Source organism: Labilithrix luteola, assembly GCF_001263205.1.
GTDB classification, from domain to species: domain Bacteria; phylum Myxococcota_A; class Polyangia; order Polyangiales; family Polyangiaceae; genus Labilithrix; species Labilithrix luteola.
Map to the genome: position 1 here is coordinate 6,823,947 of NZ_CP012333.1, position 21,381 is coordinate 6,845,327.

A 21,381-nucleotide genomic window follows, 5' to 3' on the forward strand; every position below is an offset into this window, starting at 1 on the left:
GCGACCGTTCGTTCCGAGCGCTTCGCCGGCTGAACAGGCCGGACCGACACCCGAGGAGCGTCCGGTTTCCGTCGTGCAGTCGCGACCGACGTTCGACGAGGTTTACGAGAGATACCTGCCCTTCGTCTGGAGGGTGCTACGCACGCTCGAGCTTCCGACCTGGGCCATCGACGACGCCGTCCAGGAGGTCTTCGTCGTCGTTCATCGACGGCTCTCCGAATTCGAGGGGCGTAGCGACATTCGCACGTGGCTGTTTCGCGTCGCGACGTGGGTAGCCGCCAACGAGCGAAGGCGAGTGAAGGCAAATGCGCCGCACGAGCTCATCGACGAGGCCATTCCCGACAACGCCGACGGACCCTTCGAAGTCGTCGTACGCAGCGAGACGATCCGGACACTGGAGCGCGTCCTCGATCGAATGGATTCGGAGAAACGCATGGTGCTCGTGCTCATGGATATCGAAGAGATGAAGGCGACGGAGCTCGCCGAAATCTTCGGTATCAACGTCAATACCGTCTATTCACGACTCCGCCTCGCGCGAGAGCAATTCCGGCGACTGTTCGACGAGAACGCACCGCTCACGGAAGCAGGCGGGGCGTGAGCAAGCTCTCTCCGAAGGAACGCGCCCTCTTCGAGACGGCGCGCAAAGGCTGGGGACCAAGCACGAGCTCGGCAAACGCCGCGCGCGCGGGCATCGACGCGCGGCTTCGGCGCGATCCCGACGCGGGGCGCGAGGGCCCAGGGCCCAACGGCAACGCTTCATTCACGACGAGTCCGTCCCCTGGGCGTGCGTTCCTCCGGAGCCCGTGGGGCGTGGTCACGGGCCTCGCAGCCCTGAGCTTGTTCACTATCGCGGGCATCCGCTCGCTCACTTCGGCTCACGAAGCGCAGACGCCGAGCGCAGCGGTCGACCCGTCGACCGTCGTTCTCTCCGAACGCGAGAGTCCTCCATCCGCGCCCGCGAGCACCACGGTGTCGATTTCGGCGCTGCCAGATGCCTTCCCGGATGCACCGGCCGACCCGAAGAAGACGGCCAGCACGCGCACTACGAACTCTCCCTCGAGCGGAGCGGCGACCCGGCAGCCGGGGGGAATCGCCGAGGAGGTCGCTCTCGTTCGCGCGGCGCAAAAGTCCCTGCGCGACGGCTCGCCATCCGACGCACTCGTCACGCTCGACTCGCACGCGGAGCGCTTTCCTCGAGGCGCGCTCCGTGAAGAGCGCATGACGCTTCAGGTTCTCGCACTCTGTGCTCTCGGGGATCTTTCGAAAGCGCGCCGCGCGCGTGCGGAGCTCGAGAAGCTCGCGCCGGCCTCGTCTCACCTCCAACGCCTCGATTGTGCCGCACCATGAGAAACGGAAATAGATTCGGAGCGATTCTCAGCGCCTCCGTCGTCGCGATCGCCGTCTCGACGGCATGCTCGGAGAGGCTGCGCGCGGGCGTCGACGGCGCGTCCGAACCACCGGCTTTCACGAAGTCGGATGCGGGTACCGAAGGCGAGGCGCCGGTCGACGTCATGATGTGCAAGGCGTTCGATTGTCCTGCGCCGTTTGCCACCTGTTTGGACAAGTCGGGACTCTGCACCACGAATCTCGACAATGACGTGAATCATTGTGGCTCGTGCGACGAGCAGTGTCCGGCCGAGTCCGACGAGCTCAAGGCATTCTTCATCTGCGCAACGGGGCGCTGCCAGATGCTCTGTCGCAAGGACTTCGGCGATTGCGACAAGCTCATCGACAATGGTTGCGAGGCGCGGCTCGAATCCGATCCCCTCAACTGCGGTGCCTGTGGAAAGGCGTGTTCCCCGGGTGAGATTTGCTGGAAGGGCGCGTGTGGCTGTCCCTCCGGGAAGACGAACTGCAACGGCAAGTGCGTCGATCTTCGTGACGACGACGACAACTGTGGCGCTTGCGGCCGTGCGTGCGGGGCCGCTCCGACGGAGAGCATCGGTTGGAGCTGTGGCGAAGGCGTGATTCCGGACGGAGCCTCCGTCGCCTGCGTCGACTCGCAGTGCAAGACGACGTGCACCGCAGGACGCAGTGACTGCAACAAGGACTTTTGCCGCGACGGCTGCGAGGTCTTCACGAACGACGATACGAAGCACTGTGGAAGTTGCGGGACGACCTGCAAGGACGAGCAGATTTGCTCGGACGGCAAGTGCCTCTGCGACCCGGGGACCACGCGCTGCGATCACGCCTGCGTGGACCTACAGAGCGACGTGCGCAACTGCGGGGCATGCGGGAACGTGTGTCCCGGGCTGTCCAGCCTCGCGGGAAGTCCGGTCTGCAAGCAAGGTCGCTGCTCCTATGCGTGTGCCGTCGGTTATGCTGACTGCGACGGTCGACTCGAGAACGGCTGCGAGGTCGATACCACGCTGGATGCTTTGCATTGCGGTTCGTGCACGACTTCGTGTGACGTCGCTGCCGGCCAGCCTTGTGTTGCCGGCAAGTGCCTCACGCAGCCTTGCGATGCGGGAGCCCTCAATTGAAATCTCGTTGCATGATTCTTTCGATTCTGGCGAGCGCGCCGTTCGTGTGCGGCGTCACGAGTTGCGCGGCCGAGGACGGCTCGAATGTGTCGGCAAGCTCCGACCCACATGCCGACGGCGGCGCGCCTGACGCGAACACGGTCATCGCCGAACCGGACGCGGCAGCCCTCGAAGCCTGCACGGACGGTCGATGGTGCGCCGTTCGACTGTCGCTCGAAGGGCCGCAGTCGTTCAACGCCGTGTGGGGGTCCGGCCCGGATGATGTCTGGCTCGTGGGTAGTCCCGACATTGCCGTTCATTGGAATGGAACGAGATTCGATATTTCCAGGATGAATTCGAATCAGACGTTGTTCGGCGTGTGGGGCAGCGGACCGAAGGACATCTGGACCTTCAGCACCGGCGATGCCCTCTGGCATAACGTGACGGGCGAATCGAGCGCTTCCGCCTGGAGGCGCGGCGAGGTCATGTCGTCCGGCGGCCTGCCGCCGTGGACGGCGCCCGTCTATGGGATGGCCGGACGGAGCTCGACTGACGTATGGGCCGTCGGCCCCTTTCTCGAATCCCTCGCTCAGCCCACGGTATGGCATTGCGGCGGTTGGTCGTCCGGCGCGCCCGCGTGGGTGCCGAGCATCACGACGCCCGGTGCGAATCCCTGGGATCGCGAACCTTCGTTCAATGCCGTTCTCACGACGGCGAGCGGTGACGTATGGGTCGTTGGCGAAGGGGGCAAGACGCGGTGGTCTTCCGGCTGGCGTGGAGAAGCGACGTCGTGGAAGGTGGTGGACAGCCTCACGTCGCTACCGCTTCATGCGCTGTGGAGCGCACCGAACGGTGAGGTTTGGGCCGTGGGGGGCGGCGGCATCGTGCGTCGCTTCAGCCGGCAGGCCGACGGCACGATCTCCGTCACGCCCGTGCCGTTCCCGACGCTTGCGAGCTTGCGCGCAATCGCTGGCGCGTCAGCGACGGATCTCTGGGTCGCGGGCAACGACGGAACGCTCGCTCACTGGGATGGCTCCGTCTGGTCGCTCGTCGAGCTCGACCCGAAGACCAAGGTGACCGACCTCTTCGGTCTGTGGCTGTCCGGGCCGGACGACGTTTGGGCGGTCGGTCTCGACGCCGTCCTCCACAAGGGAACGAAGCTTTTGCCTGGAATGACACCATGAGAGTGCTTCTCTCTTCGAGCCTCGCGGGGCTTCTGGCGTTGGCTCTCGTCCATTGCTCGGCCGATGGAGCCGAGCCGTCGGAGACGCACGATTCGGGGACGCCTTCGTTCGTCGACGCGGCGGACGACGCCCGAGCCGTGTCGCCCGACGCTGCTCCCGACGTTTCGGATGCGGGTAGGGAAGACGTCGACGTGCCGGACGCGGGGAACTGCAGCGCCGATGGATGGTGCAGAACGCAGCTCCCGACCGATGGCGTCGACCTCACGGCCGTGTGGAGCTTCGCATCGAACGACGCGATTGCCGCGACCGCTTCGCAGCTGATTCACTGGGACGGTGCCGCATGGTCGGCGGTCGACGCACCCGACGCCGAGGGCCTGACGAGTCTATGGGCGACCACGCCGAATGATCTCTGGGGCGTCGCGCAATACGGCTATCGGCTCGTTCACGGGACGCGCGCCGCGATCGGTGAGCCTTTCGCCTGGTCGCGGATCGATTTCGATCCGGGGACGTCGCCGTCGCTGGAGGTCATCCGAGGAGATGGGCCGAACGACCTCTGGATCTACGGCACGCGCTTCGGTTCCCACTACCTACGCCACGGCGTCTTGTCGGTTCCCCCCGATGCGCCCGGTGCCGGGCCGACATTGAAGTGGACGACGATACCCATCAACGACTCGTCGTTCCGTATTCTGAATTCGTTCTGGCCAATGGCTGACAAGTCCGTCTGGATTGCGGGAATGATGTCGGGTGACCTGTTCGGTAGCGGTGTCGTCTTGCGAGGCGCGCCGACGGATATTGCGAACAAATATTCGTGGTCACAGCTGCTGACGACGGCAAATGCCGGTTCTGCTGCGCTCGACGCCGTGTGGCAAGCGAGCTCTGGCCCGATCTGGACGATCGGCGCCGGCGGCACGAACTTCCGCGGAGTGGCGGACACGGACGGCAGCGTCCAGTGGACCGAGGTTCCAAGCAACGCCACGACCTCGATGCGCGGTATCTGGGGAAGCAGCGAAAGCGACGTATGGGTCGTGGGCCGTGCAGGTGCGGTTCGACACTGGGACGGGACGTCCTGGAAGATTTCGCGTCTCGCGGTCGGAGACAAGCCGATGTGGCGAGATCTGAATGCCGTGCACGGCGGGCCGGCAGGAGACATTTGGGCCGTCGGAACGGGCGTGGCGCTTCATCGTGTCTCCTCGACGACGGGAGGTGCACCGTGAGGAAGCGCTTCCTTTGCTGTCTCGTGCTGGTCGCGGCGCTCGCGACGACCGCGTTCGCATGCTCGTCGGAAGAATCCGGCGATGGAGTGCCCGCTCGCGGCGTCGGCGATGCGGGCGTGGTCGATTCGAGCGGGGACGACGTCACGACGGGCGATGCTGCGACGGATGGTGATGCGCGCGAAGCGGACGATCCATTCGTCGTGCCGGACCTTGCAGTGGTGTGCGAGACGAACCCTTGCGTGACGTCGATCGCGGGCGGAAGCGATAGCTTCTGTGCCGTCTTCCAGGACGGACGTGTTGCGTGCTGGGGAGCGAACGACAGCGGCCAGCTCGGCGCCGACCCGATGAACGGCGTGGTCACGAGACCGCTCGTCGTCTCGGGGATCAGCGGCGTCACCCACGTCGGAATCACGAGCGACAATGCCTGCGCTCGGACGAGCGACGGCAGCGTGTACTGCTGGGGATCGGCGGATCTCGTCCGTGCCGGCGTCCTCCCCGACACCGCCGAAGGCTTGCCGCCGTTCGGCGCGGTTCCGTCTCCAACCAAGCAGGACGCGGTCCCGTCGTCGTCGACTCTCTCGCTCGGCTCGCGCTACGCGTGCGTCACCACGACCGACGGTTCGCTCAGTTGCTGGGGCACCAACGAGTACCGCGAGCTCGGGCGCGGGGCCTCCGAACCGTGGACCATGGCGGCGCCGGCCAAGGCTTCGCTTCTGGGACGCCCCGTGTCCTCCGTCGTCGCCGGGGTTGGGCGAACGTTCGCTCTCGATGCGAACGGGAACGTCATGTCTTGGGGGGCGAACACTGCCTTCGGCAGCGAGAACTTCATGCTCGGTCGCGATACGTCCGAGGACCCGAACGAAAAACCGATGCTCGTTCCATTGCTCTCCGGCGTTCGCAGTATCGCGACCACGTTCTGGCATTCGTGTGCCGTCGCGGGGCGATTCGTCGAATGCTGGGGAGCGAATTCCAATGGACAGCTCGGCCGCGGCTCCTTCGAAGATCTCGCGTATCTGCCGGGCAAGAGCATCGCTGGCGACGTGGCGGACGACGAAATGGACGCGTCGACGAGTGAGCACGACATTCCCGCCAGCATCGCGACCAGCCCCTTGAATACGTGCGCCGTCTTCGCGAGCGGGCGGGTGTACTGCTGGGGCAATACGGGCGTGACCGGAATCCTCGGTCCGAGCGTGAAACCGAATACGATTCGTCCGGTCCCAACGCGAATCGACGGTTTTGGTGGTGCGGTCGTCTCGCTTGCCGCGGGCTCCAATACGATGTGCGCATTGCTTCGGAGCGGTGCCGTCGAATGCTGGGGAACCAACGACCGCGGCCAGCTCGGCCTGGGCACGGCCGACAGCCAACCCCATCCGACTCCTTCGCGCGTGAGCTTCTCCCAATGACGACGAATCTCTGGAAAACCATGTCGGAGCAAAAGGGGATTCTGGTCGTCGCGATGGTGGCGGCAGCCAGCGCCTGGACGCTGCACTGCTCGCCCGTGCGCGACGGATTCGACGTGGCGAAAGACGAGCCTCCGCCCGTGAACTCGTTCGTCGACGCGTCGGCCGAAGCTGGTGACGATGGCGGCGCCGACAGGCTCGCGCCGCTCGTCGATTGTGCCGACGAAAACAAACTCATTTATGTCCTTTCCCAGAAGGGAAATGAGCTCTTTCGATTCGATCCCGTGTCGCTCGTGTTCACGAGCATCGGCCGGCTCGTGTGTCCGACGTCGGGTAATACGTTCTCGATGGCGGTGGATCGCCGCGGCACGGCGTGGATAGAGTACGACGACGGACGCATCTTCAAGGTCAGTACGAAGGACGCGAGCTGCGAGGCCACGGCGTATCGCCCCGGTCAGCACGGCTTTCTGACGTTCGGGATGGGATTCGCCAAGGACGACGCGGACGGCGGCGCGCCGCTCAGCGAGACGCTCTATCTGGCCGGCGACGCCCTCGGACGCCTCGATCTTTCGACCTTCGATGTCTCTGTGGTCGGCACGTCGAGTCCGGGTTTCGGTGAGCTCACGGGTACGGGAGCTGGCACGCTCTACGCGTTCGTGCAGACCGGCAATCGCATCGTTCGCCTGGACAAGGTGACAGGCGGCATCGTCGAGACCTACCGCCCGGACGCGGACATCGGAGCGGGCTGGGCCTTCGCCCAATGGGGCGGTGACTTCTGGCTCTTTACCGGCACGCACAACGGGCGCACGACCGTGACGCGCTATTCGCCGGCCACGGACACCTCGACTGTGATGATCGAGGACACGGGGATGCTCGTCGTCGGCGCAGGCTCGTCGACGTGTGCCCCGACCGAACCCCCGCGCTGACCGAGAGGCTGCCACCGCGCGGGCCAGGGGCTATAAGCTCCTGGCGTGACGCGGCGGTTCCGACGTGGCCTGATTCGACGCTCGCTCGAGGCGGCGCTCGGATTTTCGTGGCTGCTGCGCGTGTCTTTTGCGTTCGCGGACACGCCTGAATCGCCGGCGATCGAGCCCGTCCATCTCACCTACGAGCTCGAGCGCGGCCTTGCGTCGACCTGCCCTGGGCGCGAACGTTTCGTCGCCCTCGTGCGTGCGCAGCGGCCGAATTTCGTGGTGGCTCCGGAACAGGAGCCGGCCCGGACCTTCGACGTGCACATTCGTCGCGACGGAGCGCGACTCGCCGGCGAGCTATCGATCGTCGAGCGCGATGGGTCGACGAGTACCCGTGCCGTTCAGGCGCCGAATTGCTCGGCGCTCGTCTCGGCGCTCGCCGTGGTCACCGTCCTCGCCATCGACGAAGGACCGGTCGTTCACCAGGAAGAACGTGTGACGGAGCCCGCGCCGGCGCCCCCGACATCGAGCGAGGCGGCACCTCCGCCGACGCCCTCGATCGAGACCGGCACGCAGGTGGTACCCAGCGCGCGTCGCGCCCCATCGCCTGAACGAAGACCTGCGCCGGCTATCGCGATGCTCGGACTCGGCAGTGAGCTCGTGCTTGGACCGCTGCCTCGCTCGGCCGTCGGCTATCGCGGCTATTTCGAAATCGAGAAACGTGTGCACGAGCTCATGCTTGGCGGCCGCTTCTCGTTGGCCTTCGCGCATGCGCAGCTGCCGGACACCACCAAGCTGAACGTCTTCGTTCAGACCTGGACCGCTCGTCTCGAAGGATGCGGAGCGCGTGAGCTCGTCCGCACCGTGTGGCTACAGGCGTGCGTCGGGCCCACGATCGGCGTGTACCATTCGTACAGCACCCAAGTCGTCAACGCGGACGACCAGCTTCGCCCATGGTTCACGCTGAATGCCGGAGGCCGCGTCCGGTGGTTTCCAACCGGCCGGTCATTTTTCGCGGAGCTCTATGGGACGGCCGCTTACGCGGCGACGTCGTACAACACCGTCGCGAACGACGGGAGCGGGGCGGGACACCGGGTTCCGAGGCTGATCGGCGAGGTCGGGGCCGGTTTGGGGCACTCGTTCGACTTTCCGTGATCAGGCCGGAGGCGGCCGACATTCTTTGGGGTGGAATCGCTCGCCTCCGCGGTGGTCGTGGCTAGGCCAGGCCTGAACGGCCCCGGGGGTAATCCCCTCGAGGACGTCGGGACGGCCCGCGCACGGGCCCTGGACGTTGCTCCGGCCGACAAGGCCCGGCTTCGTGCATCCATCGGGCAGCACTACGAGTTCGTCTGGCGCATCTTGCGCCGGTTCGGTCTCTCGACCGACGAGGCCGACGACGTCACGCAAGAAGTCTTCACCGTCTTCGCCGCGCGCATCGCCGACGTCAACGCCGGGGCAGAGAAGACGTTTCTCTTCCAAACGGCGCGCAATCTCGCCGCGAACGCTCGACGGGCGCGTGCGCGATGGCCGGTCCAGGCCGCCGAGGGCGTGCTCGAAACCCATCCCGACCCCAACCCCACGCCCGAGTCGATGGCCGACGAGGGACAACGTCGCAAGCTCCTCGACGAGCTGCTCGAGAGGCTGCCCGACGATCTGCGGGCCGTCATCGTCCTCTGCGAGCTCGAGAGCACGACCTTCGCAGAGGCCGCCGTGATTCTCGATATCCCCTCCGGCACCGTCGCGTCGCGACTCCGTCGCGCGCGTGCCCAACTCGCCTCGTGGATCGCCGCCGCCCGTCGGCGCCCCTTCCGAAAGGAAACGCCGTGAGTCACGAAGACGATCTCGACGTCGACGACGGCGCACTCGATGCCCTGTTCGATGCGGGCCGCAAAGAGCCCGTGCCGAACGCCTTCGCCGGTCGTCGAAAGCTGTTTCACCGCTTTGCGCTCGGTGGAACGAGCGCGCTCACGTTCGTTCGCGCCACGCAGGCCTTCGCGGCGTTGCCGGGCGCTGCCCGCGGTGGCCTCGCAATTCTCGCGGTCGGCACTGCGGTGCTCTTCGCGTCGTCGCTCGTTCATCGCTCGCCGGCTCCCGACGTGGTGGTGAATGCTCCCGCGATTGGCGAGACTCCGGCCCCCCTCGCGAGCGAGAACACTACTTCGCCATCCGTCGAGACGCCGGTGCCCGTGTTCTCCGTCGACTCGCTTCCGACGGTGACCGCGCCGCCTCCGCGTCCGCGCGCGGAGTCTCCCGACGAGTCGCTCGCACGCGAGACGAGGAGCATCGCCGCGATTCGGAAGCTCGTCGCCTCGTCGGAGTGGGCGGGCGCGCTCACGGCCGTGGGCCGGCATCGTCAGGCGTTTCCGAACGGGGTGCTCGATCAGGAGGCGACGGTCCTCGAGATCGAAGCGCTCCAGGGGGCGCATGACCCACGCGGCTGCAAGTCCGGTCGCGCGTTTCTCGAAACGCATCCGGCCTCGGCCTACCGCACGCGCGTCACGAGCCTGCTCCGCGCGTGCGAGTAGCCGATTTCTCTCCCGCCCTGGCTTTCCCGAGGTTCTTGCATGATCGACCGACGTTCCATCGGCGCCGTAGTCGCCACGACGCTCGTCACACTGGCGGTGGCGTGCTCGAGCGAAACCATCGCCTTCACGCCTGCCGAGCCGCCGCCGCCTTCGGGGCAATTCACGCAGCCCGATGCCTCCTCGGAGGCTGGGCCCGACGCCCAGGTAATGGCCCATCTCTGTGCCTCGAACCAGTGTCCGGCGGGCCGTGCGACGTGTCCGTCATCCGTCTATCCGTGTGACATCGACACCGCGAACGATATCCAGAATTGCGGTGGCTGCGGGGTCGTCTGCCCTGGGGAATACCGCGCAGCGCGCTTTGCCTGCAAAGAGAGTAAGTGCGAGATCACCGCATGCGGAACCGACTTCTTCGGCGTCTATCCGTACGCCAATTGCAATCGGCTCCCCGACGATGGCTGTGAAGTCCTCCTCGGTAATGCCGACAATTGCAGTAAGTGCGGTGATAAATGTGCCGACGGAGAGCCGTGTGTGAGGACGGCCCCGTTTACGTTCCAGTGTGGATGTCCTGCCGGGACGACCAATTGTAACGGCAAATGCGTCGACACGAAGAAGGATGACCTGAACTGCGCCACTTGCGGCAACGCATGTGACGACACGGCGCCCGCTCCTCCGAATTCCTACGAGGGATGCGGTAAATCGAAGTGCGGCCAGCTCAAGTGTCTCCCGCCGCAACCCCCCGTCGAGCAGTGGGAGGATTGCGACGGAGACCTCTTCTCGGGACCCGGCTCGAACGGCTGCGAGATCAACCTCTACGCGTTGAACGACGACCACTGCGGTGGTTGCGACATCAAGTGCACGAACGGTCAGCACTGCTTTTACGACATGTCCATCCCGCGGTGCATGTGCCCTCAAGGCACGATGTATTGCGAGGGGGCCTGCATCGACATCATGGACGATCCGAACAATTGCGGCGGCTGCCAGCGTACCTGCCTCGCGGCTCTCGGAGTCGACCATTCGCAATCCGTCGGCGTCCATTCCACGCCGGCCTGCAACAACGGAGCGTGCTCGATCATCTGCGAGCCCGGCTTCGTCGACTGCAACAACGACATGTTCACCGACGGGTGTGAGGTCGACATCCGTTCTGACCCGAAGAACTGTGGTGGCTGCGGAAACCTCTGTAACGGCATCGCCGGCCAGCCCTGCGTCGGAGGGAACTGCGCGACCGAACCGTGTCCGGAACAGGGAGGCGTGCAGTGACTGGTCCGCGCGTGACCTTGCCGATTCTCTTGCTCTTCGCTGGGGTCGGAGCCGTTGCGGCCGGCGCTGCGTGTGCGTCGAACGAAAGTGCTTCGGCGAGTGAAAACGACGCGGGTGGGCTCGCTCCGGGCGACGTTCCGGACGGCGCAGCCGACGGGGGCTCGACGCAACCGGGACTCATTCTCGATGGCGCTACGGATTCGGGATGCGGCGCGGAATGCGAATGGTTCACCGCGCCCTGTTCGCCCACCTCGATGTGCGTGGTTCAAACGGGCATCGATCCGCTGTCGACGCTCTCGGGCGTAACGTGCGACGAGGCGGCGGTCTGGGCAGTCGGCGCGCAGGGGCTCATCGTGCACCATGACGGCCAAAGATGGTCACACACGCAGCTCTCTCCGCCGAATCCGCAGAGCACCGTGGTGGATTCGCTGACTAGCGTCATTCTTCGGCCCGGTGGCGAGCTATGGACGCTGGGGACGGTCATCACGATGTACGTCGGCCCTGGGGCCGCCGATGCGGGGCCGAGCGGTTTCGCTCCTCTATCGATGACCTACTGGGGAGTCTACAACTCGACCACCACCGGACTCTGGGCACACCCCGAATCCAATTCCGCGTGGGTAATTAGCGAATATCTGTATCGCGTCGACAAGGCGTCGGATGGCATGAACGCGACGCCGTACTTCGCGCTCCAGCCGGGTGCGCCGTACAATGGACCGCGCTACCAGATCAGCGCAGTCCACGGCGCGACCAAAGATGCCGTCTGGGCGGTGGGCCGAGCCGGCGTCTCGTATCGTATCCAGGATGTCGATGCCGATGTCCCCCTCATCGATGAGTTTAATACTCAGACGTACGACATTCTCAACGGCGTGTGGGAAGTCGCGCCGAATGACGTCTGGGCCGTAGGGGGCAATGGCACGATTCGCCACTACACCGGAAAAGGCCTCCTCTGGGACATCGTTCCGAGTCCCACCGGAAAGACCATCACGGCGATGTGGGGTTCGTCCGCGTCGAACCTCTGGGCGGTCGGCGAGGGGGGATTGGTTCTCCACTACGACGGAGCGGCATGGAAGCGGGTGCCCGTGTCGGGCCTCGGCGATCGAATCGTCGACTTCGTGAGCGTTTGGGGAGTCGGCGATGGGCGCGTTTTTGCCGTTGGGGGTGGCACGCTGATCGCGCTCGGAACCACGCTGGGAAATGTGGGAGGTGCGCAATGAGAGCAACGAGAGCAAGGAGCCTGTGCGTACCGGCGCTCGGTCTCGCCAGCCTCTTCGTCTACGTTGCATGTGCATCGAACGAAGAGTCGAACGGTGGGATCACCGAGTCGCAAGCCGACAGTGGAATCATCGTCTCCGATGGTGGGGGGCCTGCGTCGGACGCAGGGCCGGACGATAGCGCCTCACCCGATGCCGTCAGCGATGGCGCGGTGCCTCTTCGCTGCAGCGATGCCGACTGGTGCGAGACGCGCTACAGCCGAGGCATCGATAACCCCCGGATCGTCGACTTGTGGCCGCTCGGCCCGACCGCATTCGCGCTGGACGCACGGACCGGGATTCTCGAATACGACGGCACGGCCTGGCGGATCGCTTACCAAACTTCCACGATCCTGTCGTCCGTATGGGCGGCCTCGGCCGACGATGTGTGGGCGGGCGGCAACTACGGAAATCTCGTGCACGGTGTTCGCGTCGACGGCACCTGGACGTGGTCTACCGAACGCGTCGGTGCCGGTACCTACGAAGACGGGGTGGTCTCGCTCTGGGGCGCCAACAGCATGGACGTCTATTTCACGACGTATGCAAAGGTCTATCACCGCGTGCCGGAAGGCGCAGGCGACTACGTGTGGGGCGTCGAGTACGAGGACACCCAGCCGATACCTCTCTACAACGGCGGCATCTCAATCAGGCAAGTCACTGGCAGCGGGCCCGACGACGTGTGGGTCCTTGCGATGCGCGGCTTGTGGTGCGCGACCGTGCTGCACAAGACGCAAGGCGTGTATTCGAGAGTCGCGGATTGCAACGTCGAATGCTCGACGGATTTGTGTGTAGCCAACTCCATTCCATCGGCGGCAAACGTTTCGTACAGCGTCGGTCGCGCGGGCGTCGTGACGAGCCCCGGCTCACTCGTCACGACGACGGCTGGCGCGCCTTACGAATCGTCCTTCCTGCACGGCTTCAAGGTGCCAGTGACAGGACCTAACGAACATCTCGTCGTCCCAGCAAAAGGAGCGCAGGGCGAGTTCCTCTGGGGCCCGTCGGACACGGACCTCTACAACGGCGGATACGGCATGGTCGTGCACAATACGTCGGCGTTCAGCGATGCAGGAGCGTTCGCGATCAGCACGATTGCGCTGAACGGCGTGCCCCTCATCGAAACATTCAAGGTCCGCGGAACCAGCGCTTCGGACATCTGGGCTTTTGGAGGCAAGTATGCGCTGCATCGAACGAAGCCCTGACGTGAGGATTCGGACGGCGCAATGGCGGAGTCATCGTGCGCTCGCATTCATGTTTTGCGCGCTCTCATCGGCGGGAGGCATGGCCTCGTTCGTCGGATGTGCGTCGGACACGAACGGCACGGAGAGCACGGAGGGCACCGCTGACGGCGCGACGAACCACGTCGAAGCAAGCGATGGGCCGGAGTCGCCCGACGCGGCTGATGCTTCGAGCGACGTGGCGGACTCCGGAGGCTTCGCGGATGCCGGTTCGCCGCTCACCGTGAAATGTACCAAATCGCCGTGCCCAGTGTCGCTGTCGGCAGCTCGCGGCACGTATTGTGCGTTGCTGGATACCGGCCGCGTCGCCTGCTGGGGCGACAATTCGAGCTATCAACTCGGGCAGGGCGCCGACTCGGGAATTCAAGGCAGTGACGTTCCGCTCGAGGTGCCCGGCGTCGAAGGCGCCGTCGCCGTGCGAGGCACGTGTGCGGTTCTCGGCGACGGTGTTGTGAAGTGCTGGGGGCAGGGGAATTTCCTCCAAGCCAATGGCCCGCGGCCTCCTGCCACGACGAACGTCGCGCCGTCTCCGGTGACGTTGCCCATTCCGCCCGCAATGGGCATCAGCGTGACTTCCGACGTCCTCGACAACCTCGGCGGGTGTGCAGCCCTCGTCTCGGGCGAATTGCTCTGTTGGGGATATTTCGTCTGGTATTCAGTCGCATCGGGGCCGAAGTTCCTCGACGCTGGAGGCACGCCATATGCCGACTACTCGCCGACGATATCCATCTTGTCCGACGGACATGCAGCCGTCGACGTGATGGTCGGACCGACTTCGTTCGCACGCGACGAAAGAGGCGTCATCTGGAGTTGGGGGGCCCAGTCGTCGCTGGGGCGCGTCTCGTCGATGAACCTCGATCCTTACCCCATGCCCATTTCGATCGATGGCGTCACGTCGTTCGACGCTTCGGCGGCGAACGCATGCGCCGTCGCAAGGGGACAGGTGTACTGCTGGGGCGGCTACGACACGATCTTGTTCGCAACACCGACGCTCATCCCGTTCGACGTGGCGGTGGTCTCCGTCGCGACGGCGCCGACGCTGGTGTCCAAGGTGAATCCTCATGGTTTCGCGTGTGCGATCACTGCCAAGCACGACCTGTATTGCTGGGGAGACAACAGCAACGGCATGATCGGCAATGGCACGAGAACGACGCTCGAGCTGGTTCCCGTCAAGGTCGATCTTCCCGGGCCCGTCGCCACGGTTCGACCGACGTCGAACCAGGTCTGCGCTGTGCTCGAGAACGGTGAGCTTTATTGCTGGGGACTTGGGCGCAAGACCACTCCCGAGCGGGTCGTGTTCCAATGAAATCACGTTTCGACAAGGTCTGCGTGTTGGCAATGAGCGGCTCTCTCGCCACCTCGATCGGCGCCCTCTTGCTCATGCCCCTCGCTTCGTGTGGCGGCGGCTCGCGTGGCGACTTCCCCGAGGAGGTCGGCGCTGACTTCGGCGACGCCGCCAGCACGCCCGAGGTGGACACGAGCTGCGCGCGCCAGTGCTCGTTGGATTTTCGATCGGTGCTGAGTGCCTGCGACGGATCGGTCGTGGAGAGCTGTCCGCCGGATCTCGCGTGCGGTGGGGCGTCGTGTGTGTCGCCGTGCGAAGCAATGGCTGCCGCGCAGAGCTCGATCGGTTGCGAGTTTTACACGCAGCCTCCCGGCACCACGAACGCGGCCGGCAGCTGCTACGCCGCGTACGTAGTCAATTCCTGGAGCTCGCCCATCACCGTGGACGTCTCGCTCGGGAACGAAAAGCTCGATCTCTCGAATGCCGTCTTTCGGTTCAAGCCAGGAACTTCCGAGCTCGAATCGGCTCCCGGCGAGATTCCTCCGAACGAAGCCGTCATCGTCTTCCTCCTCGATGCGCCCAACACGTTCAGTCCGGAGGGCTATACGGCATGTCCCGCGGGAGTGACGCCCGCCACCAAGCGCTGGCTGTCACCTGCGCGTACGGGGCGCGGTACGTCGTTCCATCTCACGACGAGCGCTCCGTCGAGCGTGGCGACGATCTACCCGTTCGGTGGCGCCGCCAGCTTCTTTCCGACGGCCACCTTGCTGCTCCCCACGGCATCCTGGGACAAGCAGCACGTCCTCGTCGAACCCTGGCAGCGGTCGGCGGTCATCGCCAACGTGGGCGGCGTTCCGAACGTTCAGATCGTCGCGTCCGACGACGATACACAAGTAACGATTCTCCCGACCGCCGACATTTTGCCGGCCGATGGCGTCACGGGCGCACTCCGTGGTCGTGTTGCGACCTATACGCTCGGAAAAGGCGAGTTCCTGCAAATCGGGCAGAACGATGAGCTGTCGGGAAGCCTCATTGAAGCGAACAAGCCGGTTGCCACGTTCGGCGGCCACGGCTGCATGAACGTGCCTTCCAACATTCCCGCTTGCGATACCGAGCAAAAGCAGATTCCAGCGTTCACGCAGTGGGGACAGGAATACGTTGCCGTTCGCTATCGAGGACGCACCGGCGATAGCGAGTCTGCGCCCTACCGCATCGTCGCCGCCATCGATGGCACGGAGCTCTCGTATGACCCTGCGCCGCCGGTGGGAGCGCCCACGTCGATGAAGGCAGGGGAGGTCGCGACATTCTCCTCGGCCGCACCCTTCGTCGTGCGCAGTCAAGACGCGAACCATCCCATTTACGTCGCCGTATACATGACGGGCGGTGGCGGTGACGGATTCAACGCCGTCGGCGATCCCGAGGCCGTGAATCTCGTGCCAGCCGGACAATATCTCGATTCATATTCGTTCTTCGCAGACCCGACGTACGACGAAACGTCACTCGTCGTCGTTCGAGGCAAGAGCTCGAGTGGTGTCTTCGAAGACGTGACTCTCGAGTGCGCTGGCGGCGCATTGACCGATTGGCGGCCAGTGGGCAAGTCGGGGCAGTATGAATTCCGACGCGTCGACTTGAGTCGCGGCCGAGGACCCGGCGAGACGTTCCCCGGTGGAACGTGCACGAGCGGCCTTCACCGGATGAAGAGCAACGGCCCTTTCACCGCCACCATCTGGGGCTGGGGCCGCACAGCCAGTTATGCCTACCCAGGCGGCATGGCTCAACGCAAGCTCGTCACTACTGCCACGTTGAACGTCCACTAATGGTTCAGGGCTCTTTCCACACGGGCCGATACATCAACGCGATGCGGGCGGCGGCGCGGGCGACCTTGGGAATCGCGTGCTGGTAGGTACGCTGGCAGCTGCCGCCCATGACCACGAGATCGCCGTGGCCGAGCGGGAAGGCGATGGATGGACCGCCGCCCGTCTTGCGGAGCAGAAAGTTGCGTGGTGACCCGAGGGACACGGTGGCGACGAGCGCGCTCTCCATCTTCCGCGCGATGTAGTCACCGTGCCAGGCGACGCTGTCGTGGCCGTCTCGGTAGTATGCGAGGCTCGTGCGCGAGAACGACGTCTCGTATTTCCGTTCGAGGGCGCGCCGCATGGCTTCGACGATCGGCGGAACGTCGTCCTCCGGGCCGAGCGTGGCCACGAGACGAGGAACCTCGACCTTGCTGTCGTACATGACACGCTCTTCCGTGCGCCACGGCGCGCGCTGCGCGAAGTGATCGAAGAGTGTGGCGTGCCCGCTCAACCAACCTCGAGCGATGTCGACCCACGCGCCTTCTTCGAGGTTCGTGCGCTCGAGTGCCAAAAAGCGCTCGTCACACTGCGGCTCTTCGTGTCCGAGCAAACACAGCTGCTGTCCGCGTGAGGCCACCGCGGAACCCTAGCACTCGCGTTGGAAGCTCGCCGCGGACGAGTTGGACGAGACGACGGTCGAATCCATTCATTGCTGCGCTCATTCGGGCGCGTTCGTCGAGATCTTGCGCCGACCGACACCGAAACGTCGTTCTCGGCTGACGGCGCCGTCGTTCTCGAGCCATATACTCGGCGCGTGAAACACCCTTTGAATCGCATCGGTCTTCGTTCGACTTGCGTGGCGTTGCTCTTCGGCGCTCTGACGTTCGGTTGTGGAAAGGAGTCGACCTCGTCGGCGCCCGCAGCGTCGACGCCGGCGAGCGTTGTTTCTTCGAGCGCTCCGGCCAATCCGTCGGCTGCTCCGAGCGCCTCTGCGGCGGTCCCCGAATCGGTCCCGGAACAGGCGAAGGCGGGTGGCGTGTATACGAGCGAGCCTGCCGATCCGTCGATCTTCCTCGTGAAGCTCGAACGTCGGGCTTGCTACGGAGCGTGCCCGGTCTACGAGCTCCGCATCGACGGTGACGGGAAGGTCACGTTCGCGGGCAAGGACCACGTGAGAGCGAAGGGCGAGAAGACGAAGAAGCTCGATCGCGCCACCGTGGATGCCCTCGCCGCGAAGATCGACAGCTCCGGCTATTTCACGATGGCGTGGAAGGACCCTTGTGACCGCGTCGCCACCGACAATCCGACCGTCACGGTGGATATCACCGCCAAAGGCCACACGAGGAAGATCGTCGACTACCACGGCGACCGATGCATCCCGGACGCGCTGCGCGATCTCGAGAAAGAGATCGATCGGGTCGCCGGCGTCGATGCCTGGGTGAAGTGACGCTGGCAGTGCCGACGACGCTCTGACGCAGCGGCGTTCGTCCACTTCGCACGTGTGGACGCGGTCGGCCAGTCCCATCGGTCCGCGGCTTGCACCCTCATGGCGCCGCACGCGCATCGACGCCGCGTGGAAGGAGGGGGCACCCATGAGCACTCGACTGCCGCACGCCACGTTCGGTCGGAGAATCCTCCGCAGCCTCCGTCGCGACGCAAACCTTCCGCTCTCCGAGAAGTTGCGGAAAGGCTTTCGCTACGGCTGCTCGGCCGTCCTCGCGCCGCACCGTCTCCGCGCGTGCGATCGCATCGGGCCGTGCGCGCGCACAGTGGGGCGCCCCGTCGTCGACAATCTCGGCACAATCACGATTGGCCGAGGTTTCATCGTGACCTCGTCGTTCGTCCCGACGCGCTTGCGAACGACGCTCGGCGCCTTTCTCGAGGTCGGTGACGACGTCATTGCCAATTATGGAGTCACGATTTCGGCAAAGACGCGAATCACGGTCGGTGACCGCGCGCGCTTCGGCCAATTCGTGACGATTGCCGACCACGACGGCTATGACGACGAGCCACGGCCGGTCGTCATCGGCAACGACGTGTGGCTGGCGACGCGCGTCACAGTGAAGAAAGGCGCGACCATCGGCGATGGCACGGTCGTCATGGCTGGCAGTGTCGTGAGTGGAGATCTTCCGCCGGGGGTGATCGCCGGTGGAATTCCCGCACGTGTGATTCGCCAGCGTCCGGGGCACGTCGCCCGTCGGGTCGAGGTGAAGGCCCCGTCGGTGGAGCCCGCTCGGTCCGTAGCACCGCTTGCACGGGGGTTGCTCGTCGCGGATTTCAGCATTCAAGAGCTCGCAGGCCAACTTGGTCGCATCGATGCGCTCGGGTCGACGATCGAGGCGGAGGTCGCCCCCTTCGATCAAGTCGTGCAGACGCTGCTCGCGATGGGCGAAGGAGACCGTTCTCGACACGACTTCGTTCTCGCGTGGACGCGCGCCGAGTCGCTTGTGCCTTTCCGCGCCCTCTTGGCCGGCGAGAACGTTCCGTACGAAACCATCGAGGCCGAGGTCGACCGATTCGCGGAGTACGTGCGGCATGCGGCGAAGTCCGCTCCTCTCGTGCTCGTTCCCGCGTGGGTGATGCCGCCAGGGCATCGCGGATTCGGTATGCGCGACCTCGCGGCCGGCGGTGCTTCGCATGCCCTGATGCGAATGAACCTCCGGCTCGTGGCGGCGCTGACCGAAGTGCCCAACGCCATCGTGCTCGACACGGCCAAATGGATCGATTCGGTCGAGCGAACGGGCAAGCTCCAGAAGCTCTGGTATCTCGGAAAAGCACCCTATTCGTCGGACGTTCTGGAACAGGCGGCGCTCGACGTGAAGGCGGCCGTTCGCGGCGTTCGCGGCGCGGTCAAGAAGCTCGTGGTCGTCGATCTCGACGATACGCTCTGGGGCGGTGTCGTGGGCGACGTCGGATTCGAGCAGTTGAGGCTCGGCGGTCACGATCCGGTAGGAGAAGCATTCGCCGACTTCCAGCGGGAGCTGAAGGCGCTCGCTCGTCGCGGCATTGCCCTCGCCGTCGTCAGCAAGAACGAGGAGGCGGTGGCGCTCGAAGCCATCGAGCGACACCCGGAGATGGTGCTCGGCCTGTCCGATATCGTCGCGTACCGGATCAACTGGCGCGACAAGGCCGCAAACGTCGTGGAGATCACGCGGGAGCTGAATCTCGGCCTCGATTCGGTCGTGTTCATCGACGACAATCCCGTCGAGCGGGCCCGCGTTCGCGAAGCGCTCCCCGAGGTCTTCGTTCCGGACTGGCCGGCGGACCCGCTTCTCTCGGTGGCTATGCTTCGTTCCCTCCGCTGCTTCGACGCACCGTCGCTGAGCGAGGAGGACCGAGCGCGCACGGAGCAATACGCGACCGAACGCAAGCGGACCGAAGAGAGAGAGCTCGTGGGCTCGCTGGATGCGTGGCTCGAGGGCCTCGACATGCACGTGGTCTTCGCACCACTCGATGCGACGAGCCTTGCGCGGGCGACGCAGCTCCTGAACAAGACGAACCAGATGAACCTTCGCACGCGACGTCTCGGCGAAGCCGAGCTCGCGGCGTGGGCAGCCGATCCCAACCATGCGTCGTGGACGGTGAGTGTCTCCGACAAATTCGGAAATGCAGGGCTGACCGGGCTTCTCAGTCTATCGTTCGACGGCGAGCGCGCCTTCGTCGAGGATTTCGTCTTGAGCTGTCGTGTGATGGGGCGGCGCGTCGAGGAGACCATGGTTTGGGCCGCCTTGAACCTCGGCAGGCAGAGGCTCGTGCGCGAGGTAGTGGCGACGTTGGTCCCCACCCCCAAGAACGTGCCTTGCCACACGTTCTGGAAGACCACGCCCTTCGCGTACGACGAGCGCGACCACACGTTCCGCTGGTTGGCCGATGGGCAGTACACGGTGCCCCGATGCGTCCACGTGTCCGGGCTCGAGAGTGCAGGGGAGGAGGGCCGTCATGTGGCTTGAAGCAGATGGATCCGCACATGCTTGGGTTCGTGGCGCCATCGGCGCCGTCGAGCGCGTGCGCCTCGGTCGAGCGAAGCGAGTCTTGAAGGCGCAGCAGAGACTCGTGCTCGAAGGCGCGCCGTGGATCGAGAACCTCGGCACGATCGTGGTCGGTGACGACGCGATCATCGTCTCCAAGCCGGTGCAGTCTCACTTCGTGACCGGTCCGGGCGGTACGATCGTGATTGGGGCACGGTCGTCGATCGGGCCCGGCGCGGCCTTCGCGGCGCACGAGCGCATCGTGGTCGGTGAAGACGCCAAGGTCGGTGCGTTCGTCGTGGTGATGGACACGGATTTCCACACCGCGGCGGACATCGATGCGAGCTCGGCAACCTCACCGGTGAAGATCGGCGCCCGTGCCGTGATCGACGACCACGTGACGATTCTCAAAGGTGCGAGCATCGGGGAAGGCGCTCACGTCGGAGCAGGCAGCGTCGTCTCCGGGACCGTCCCCGCCGGCGCGTTCGTTCGAGGTGTTCCCGCGTCCGTCGTCGTTGTCGACGCTCCGGGGAAGGGGAGTTCATCGATCTCGCCCGATCGCGTGCCCGAGGTGGTGATGGCCACCGTCGAACGCACGTTCGCGGTGACGTCGGCGCAGCCAAACCAAGGTCCGAAGGACATCCCCGGATGGGACTCCCTCGGCGCCCTCCGCTTGCTCGTGGCGCTCGAGGAGGCCTGCGGGATTTCACTTCCCGAGGACTCTTTGCGAGACGTCGCCAGCATCGAAGAGCTCGTCGACGTGGTCCGTCGCGGCTTTGTATCGCCCTGAAGCAGCGCCCTGAACGCGACTGGACGAATGGCGGGGCCGCCTCCGGCGGGTTGCAGACCGCACGCGAGTACGCGTACGTTCGTCGATCATCGGAGGGAGGGGTC

General features: G+C 65.2%; 19 protein-coding genes. 18 read left to right on the forward strand and 1 reads right to left on the reverse strand.

The annotated features are described in order from the left end of the window. The first annotated feature begins 73 nt into the window (after positions 1 to 73). The 15 genes from AKJ09_RS29615 to AKJ09_RS29680 all read left to right on the forward strand — a co-directional run bounded on the left by AKJ09_RS29615 (position 74) and on the right by AKJ09_RS29680 (position 16,540). The gene (locus AKJ09_RS29615) at positions 74 to 598 is read left to right on the forward strand and encodes an RNA polymerase sigma factor (protein ID WP_169927972.1); all 525 of its coding nucleotides are present in this window, start codon (positions 74 to 76) and stop codon (positions 596 to 598) included. Then, a complete protein-coding gene (locus tag AKJ09_RS29620; RefSeq protein ID WP_146651221.1) occupies positions 595 to 1,347 on the forward strand; it encodes a hypothetical protein in 753 nt (250 codons plus the stop codon). The genes AKJ09_RS29615 and AKJ09_RS29620 overlap by 4 nt, the downstream gene beginning before the upstream one ends. Next, on the forward strand, positions 1,344 to 2,483 hold the full coding sequence (locus tag AKJ09_RS29625; RefSeq protein WP_146651222.1) for a hypothetical protein: 1,140 nt from the start codon (positions 1,344 to 1,346) through the stop codon (positions 2,481 to 2,483). The genes AKJ09_RS29620 and AKJ09_RS29625 overlap by 4 nt, the downstream gene beginning before the upstream one ends. Before the next feature lie 11 nt (positions 2,484 to 2,494). Further along, positions 2,495 to 3,646 (forward strand): beta propeller repeat protein, encoded by a 1,152-nt coding sequence (locus AKJ09_RS29630; RefSeq protein ID WP_146651223.1) that lies wholly within the window; start codon positions 2,495 to 2,497, stop codon positions 3,644 to 3,646. After that, the gene (locus tag AKJ09_RS53400; protein ID WP_169927973.1) at positions 3,643 to 4,860 is read left to right on the forward strand and encodes a hypothetical protein; all 1,218 of its coding nucleotides are present in this window, start codon (positions 3,643 to 3,645) and stop codon (positions 4,858 to 4,860) included. The genes AKJ09_RS29630 and AKJ09_RS53400 overlap by 4 nt, the downstream gene beginning before the upstream one ends. Next, entirely contained in the window at positions 4,857 to 6,263 is a 1,407-nt protein-coding gene (locus AKJ09_RS29635; RefSeq protein WP_169927974.1) for an RCC1 domain-containing protein, read from the forward strand. The genes AKJ09_RS53400 and AKJ09_RS29635 overlap by 4 nt, the downstream gene beginning before the upstream one ends. Beyond that, on the forward strand, positions 6,260 to 7,186 hold the full coding sequence (locus tag AKJ09_RS29640) for an NHL repeat-containing protein (RefSeq protein WP_146651225.1): 927 nt from the start codon (positions 6,260 to 6,262) through the stop codon (positions 7,184 to 7,186). Before AKJ09_RS29635 ends, AKJ09_RS29640 begins: the two co-directional genes overlap by 4 nt. Before the next feature lie 45 nt (positions 7,187 to 7,231). Next, on the forward strand, positions 7,232 to 8,326 hold the full coding sequence (locus AKJ09_RS29645; protein ID WP_146651226.1) for a hypothetical protein: 1,095 nt from the start codon (positions 7,232 to 7,234) through the stop codon (positions 8,324 to 8,326). A gap of 30 nt (positions 8,327 to 8,356) precedes the next feature. After that, positions 8,357 to 8,998: an RNA polymerase sigma factor gene (locus tag AKJ09_RS29650; protein ID WP_146651227.1), complete on the forward strand. Its 642-nt coding sequence runs from the start codon at positions 8,357 to 8,359 to the stop codon at positions 8,996 to 8,998. Next, entirely contained in the window at positions 8,995 to 9,696 is a 702-nt protein-coding gene (locus AKJ09_RS29655) for a hypothetical protein (protein WP_146651228.1), read from the forward strand. Before AKJ09_RS29650 ends, AKJ09_RS29655 begins: the two co-directional genes overlap by 4 nt. Before the next feature lie 39 nt (positions 9,697 to 9,735). Beyond that, the gene (locus tag AKJ09_RS29660; protein ID WP_146651229.1) at positions 9,736 to 10,953 is read left to right on the forward strand and encodes a hypothetical protein; all 1,218 of its coding nucleotides are present in this window, start codon (positions 9,736 to 9,738) and stop codon (positions 10,951 to 10,953) included. Beyond that, positions 10,950 to 12,167, forward strand: coding sequence for a WD40/YVTN/BNR-like repeat-containing protein (locus tag AKJ09_RS29665; RefSeq protein WP_146651230.1), 1,218 nt, complete (start codon positions 10,950 to 10,952; stop codon positions 12,165 to 12,167). Before AKJ09_RS29660 ends, AKJ09_RS29665 begins: the two co-directional genes overlap by 4 nt. Then, on the forward strand, positions 12,164 to 13,402 hold the full coding sequence (locus tag AKJ09_RS29670) for a hypothetical protein (RefSeq protein ID WP_146651231.1): 1,239 nt from the start codon (positions 12,164 to 12,166) through the stop codon (positions 13,400 to 13,402). The genes AKJ09_RS29665 and AKJ09_RS29670 overlap by 4 nt, the downstream gene beginning before the upstream one ends. Positions 13,403 to 13,481: 79 nt before the next feature. Continuing rightward, a complete protein-coding gene (locus AKJ09_RS29675) occupies positions 13,482 to 14,744 on the forward strand; it encodes an RCC1 domain-containing protein (RefSeq protein ID WP_169927975.1) in 1,263 nt (420 codons plus the stop codon). Then, the gene (locus AKJ09_RS29680; protein WP_146651233.1) at positions 14,741 to 16,540 is read left to right on the forward strand and encodes an IgGFc-binding protein; all 1,800 of its coding nucleotides are present in this window, start codon (positions 14,741 to 14,743) and stop codon (positions 16,538 to 16,540) included. The genes AKJ09_RS29675 and AKJ09_RS29680 overlap by 4 nt, the downstream gene beginning before the upstream one ends. A gap of 4 nt (positions 16,541 to 16,544) precedes the next feature. On the opposite strand, the gene AKJ09_RS29685 is transcribed toward AKJ09_RS29680, so the two are convergent. Continuing rightward, positions 16,545 to 17,156, reverse strand: coding sequence for an alpha-ketoglutarate-dependent dioxygenase AlkB (locus tag AKJ09_RS29685; RefSeq protein WP_146651234.1), 612 nt, complete (start codon positions 17,154 to 17,156; stop codon positions 16,545 to 16,547). Between the two features lie 177 nt (positions 17,157 to 17,333). Between AKJ09_RS29685 and AKJ09_RS29690 the strand changes: the two genes are divergently transcribed. The 3 genes from AKJ09_RS29690 to AKJ09_RS29700 all read left to right on the forward strand — a co-directional run bounded on the left by AKJ09_RS29690 (position 17,334) and on the right by AKJ09_RS29700 (position 21,277). Then, positions 17,334 to 17,966 (forward strand): DUF6438 domain-containing protein, encoded by a 633-nt coding sequence (locus tag AKJ09_RS29690; RefSeq protein ID WP_146651235.1) that lies wholly within the window; start codon positions 17,334 to 17,336, stop codon positions 17,964 to 17,966. A gap of 145 nt (positions 17,967 to 18,111) precedes the next feature. Further along, the gene (locus AKJ09_RS55650) at positions 18,112 to 20,469 is read left to right on the forward strand and encodes an HAD-IIIC family phosphatase (protein ID WP_169927976.1); all 2,358 of its coding nucleotides are present in this window, start codon (positions 18,112 to 18,114) and stop codon (positions 20,467 to 20,469) included. Continuing rightward, positions 20,459 to 21,277, forward strand: coding sequence for a phosphopantetheine-binding protein (locus AKJ09_RS29700; RefSeq protein ID WP_169927977.1), 819 nt, complete (start codon positions 20,459 to 20,461; stop codon positions 21,275 to 21,277). The genes AKJ09_RS55650 and AKJ09_RS29700 overlap by 11 nt, the downstream gene beginning before the upstream one ends. Positions 21,278 to 21,381: the final 104 nt, after the last annotated feature.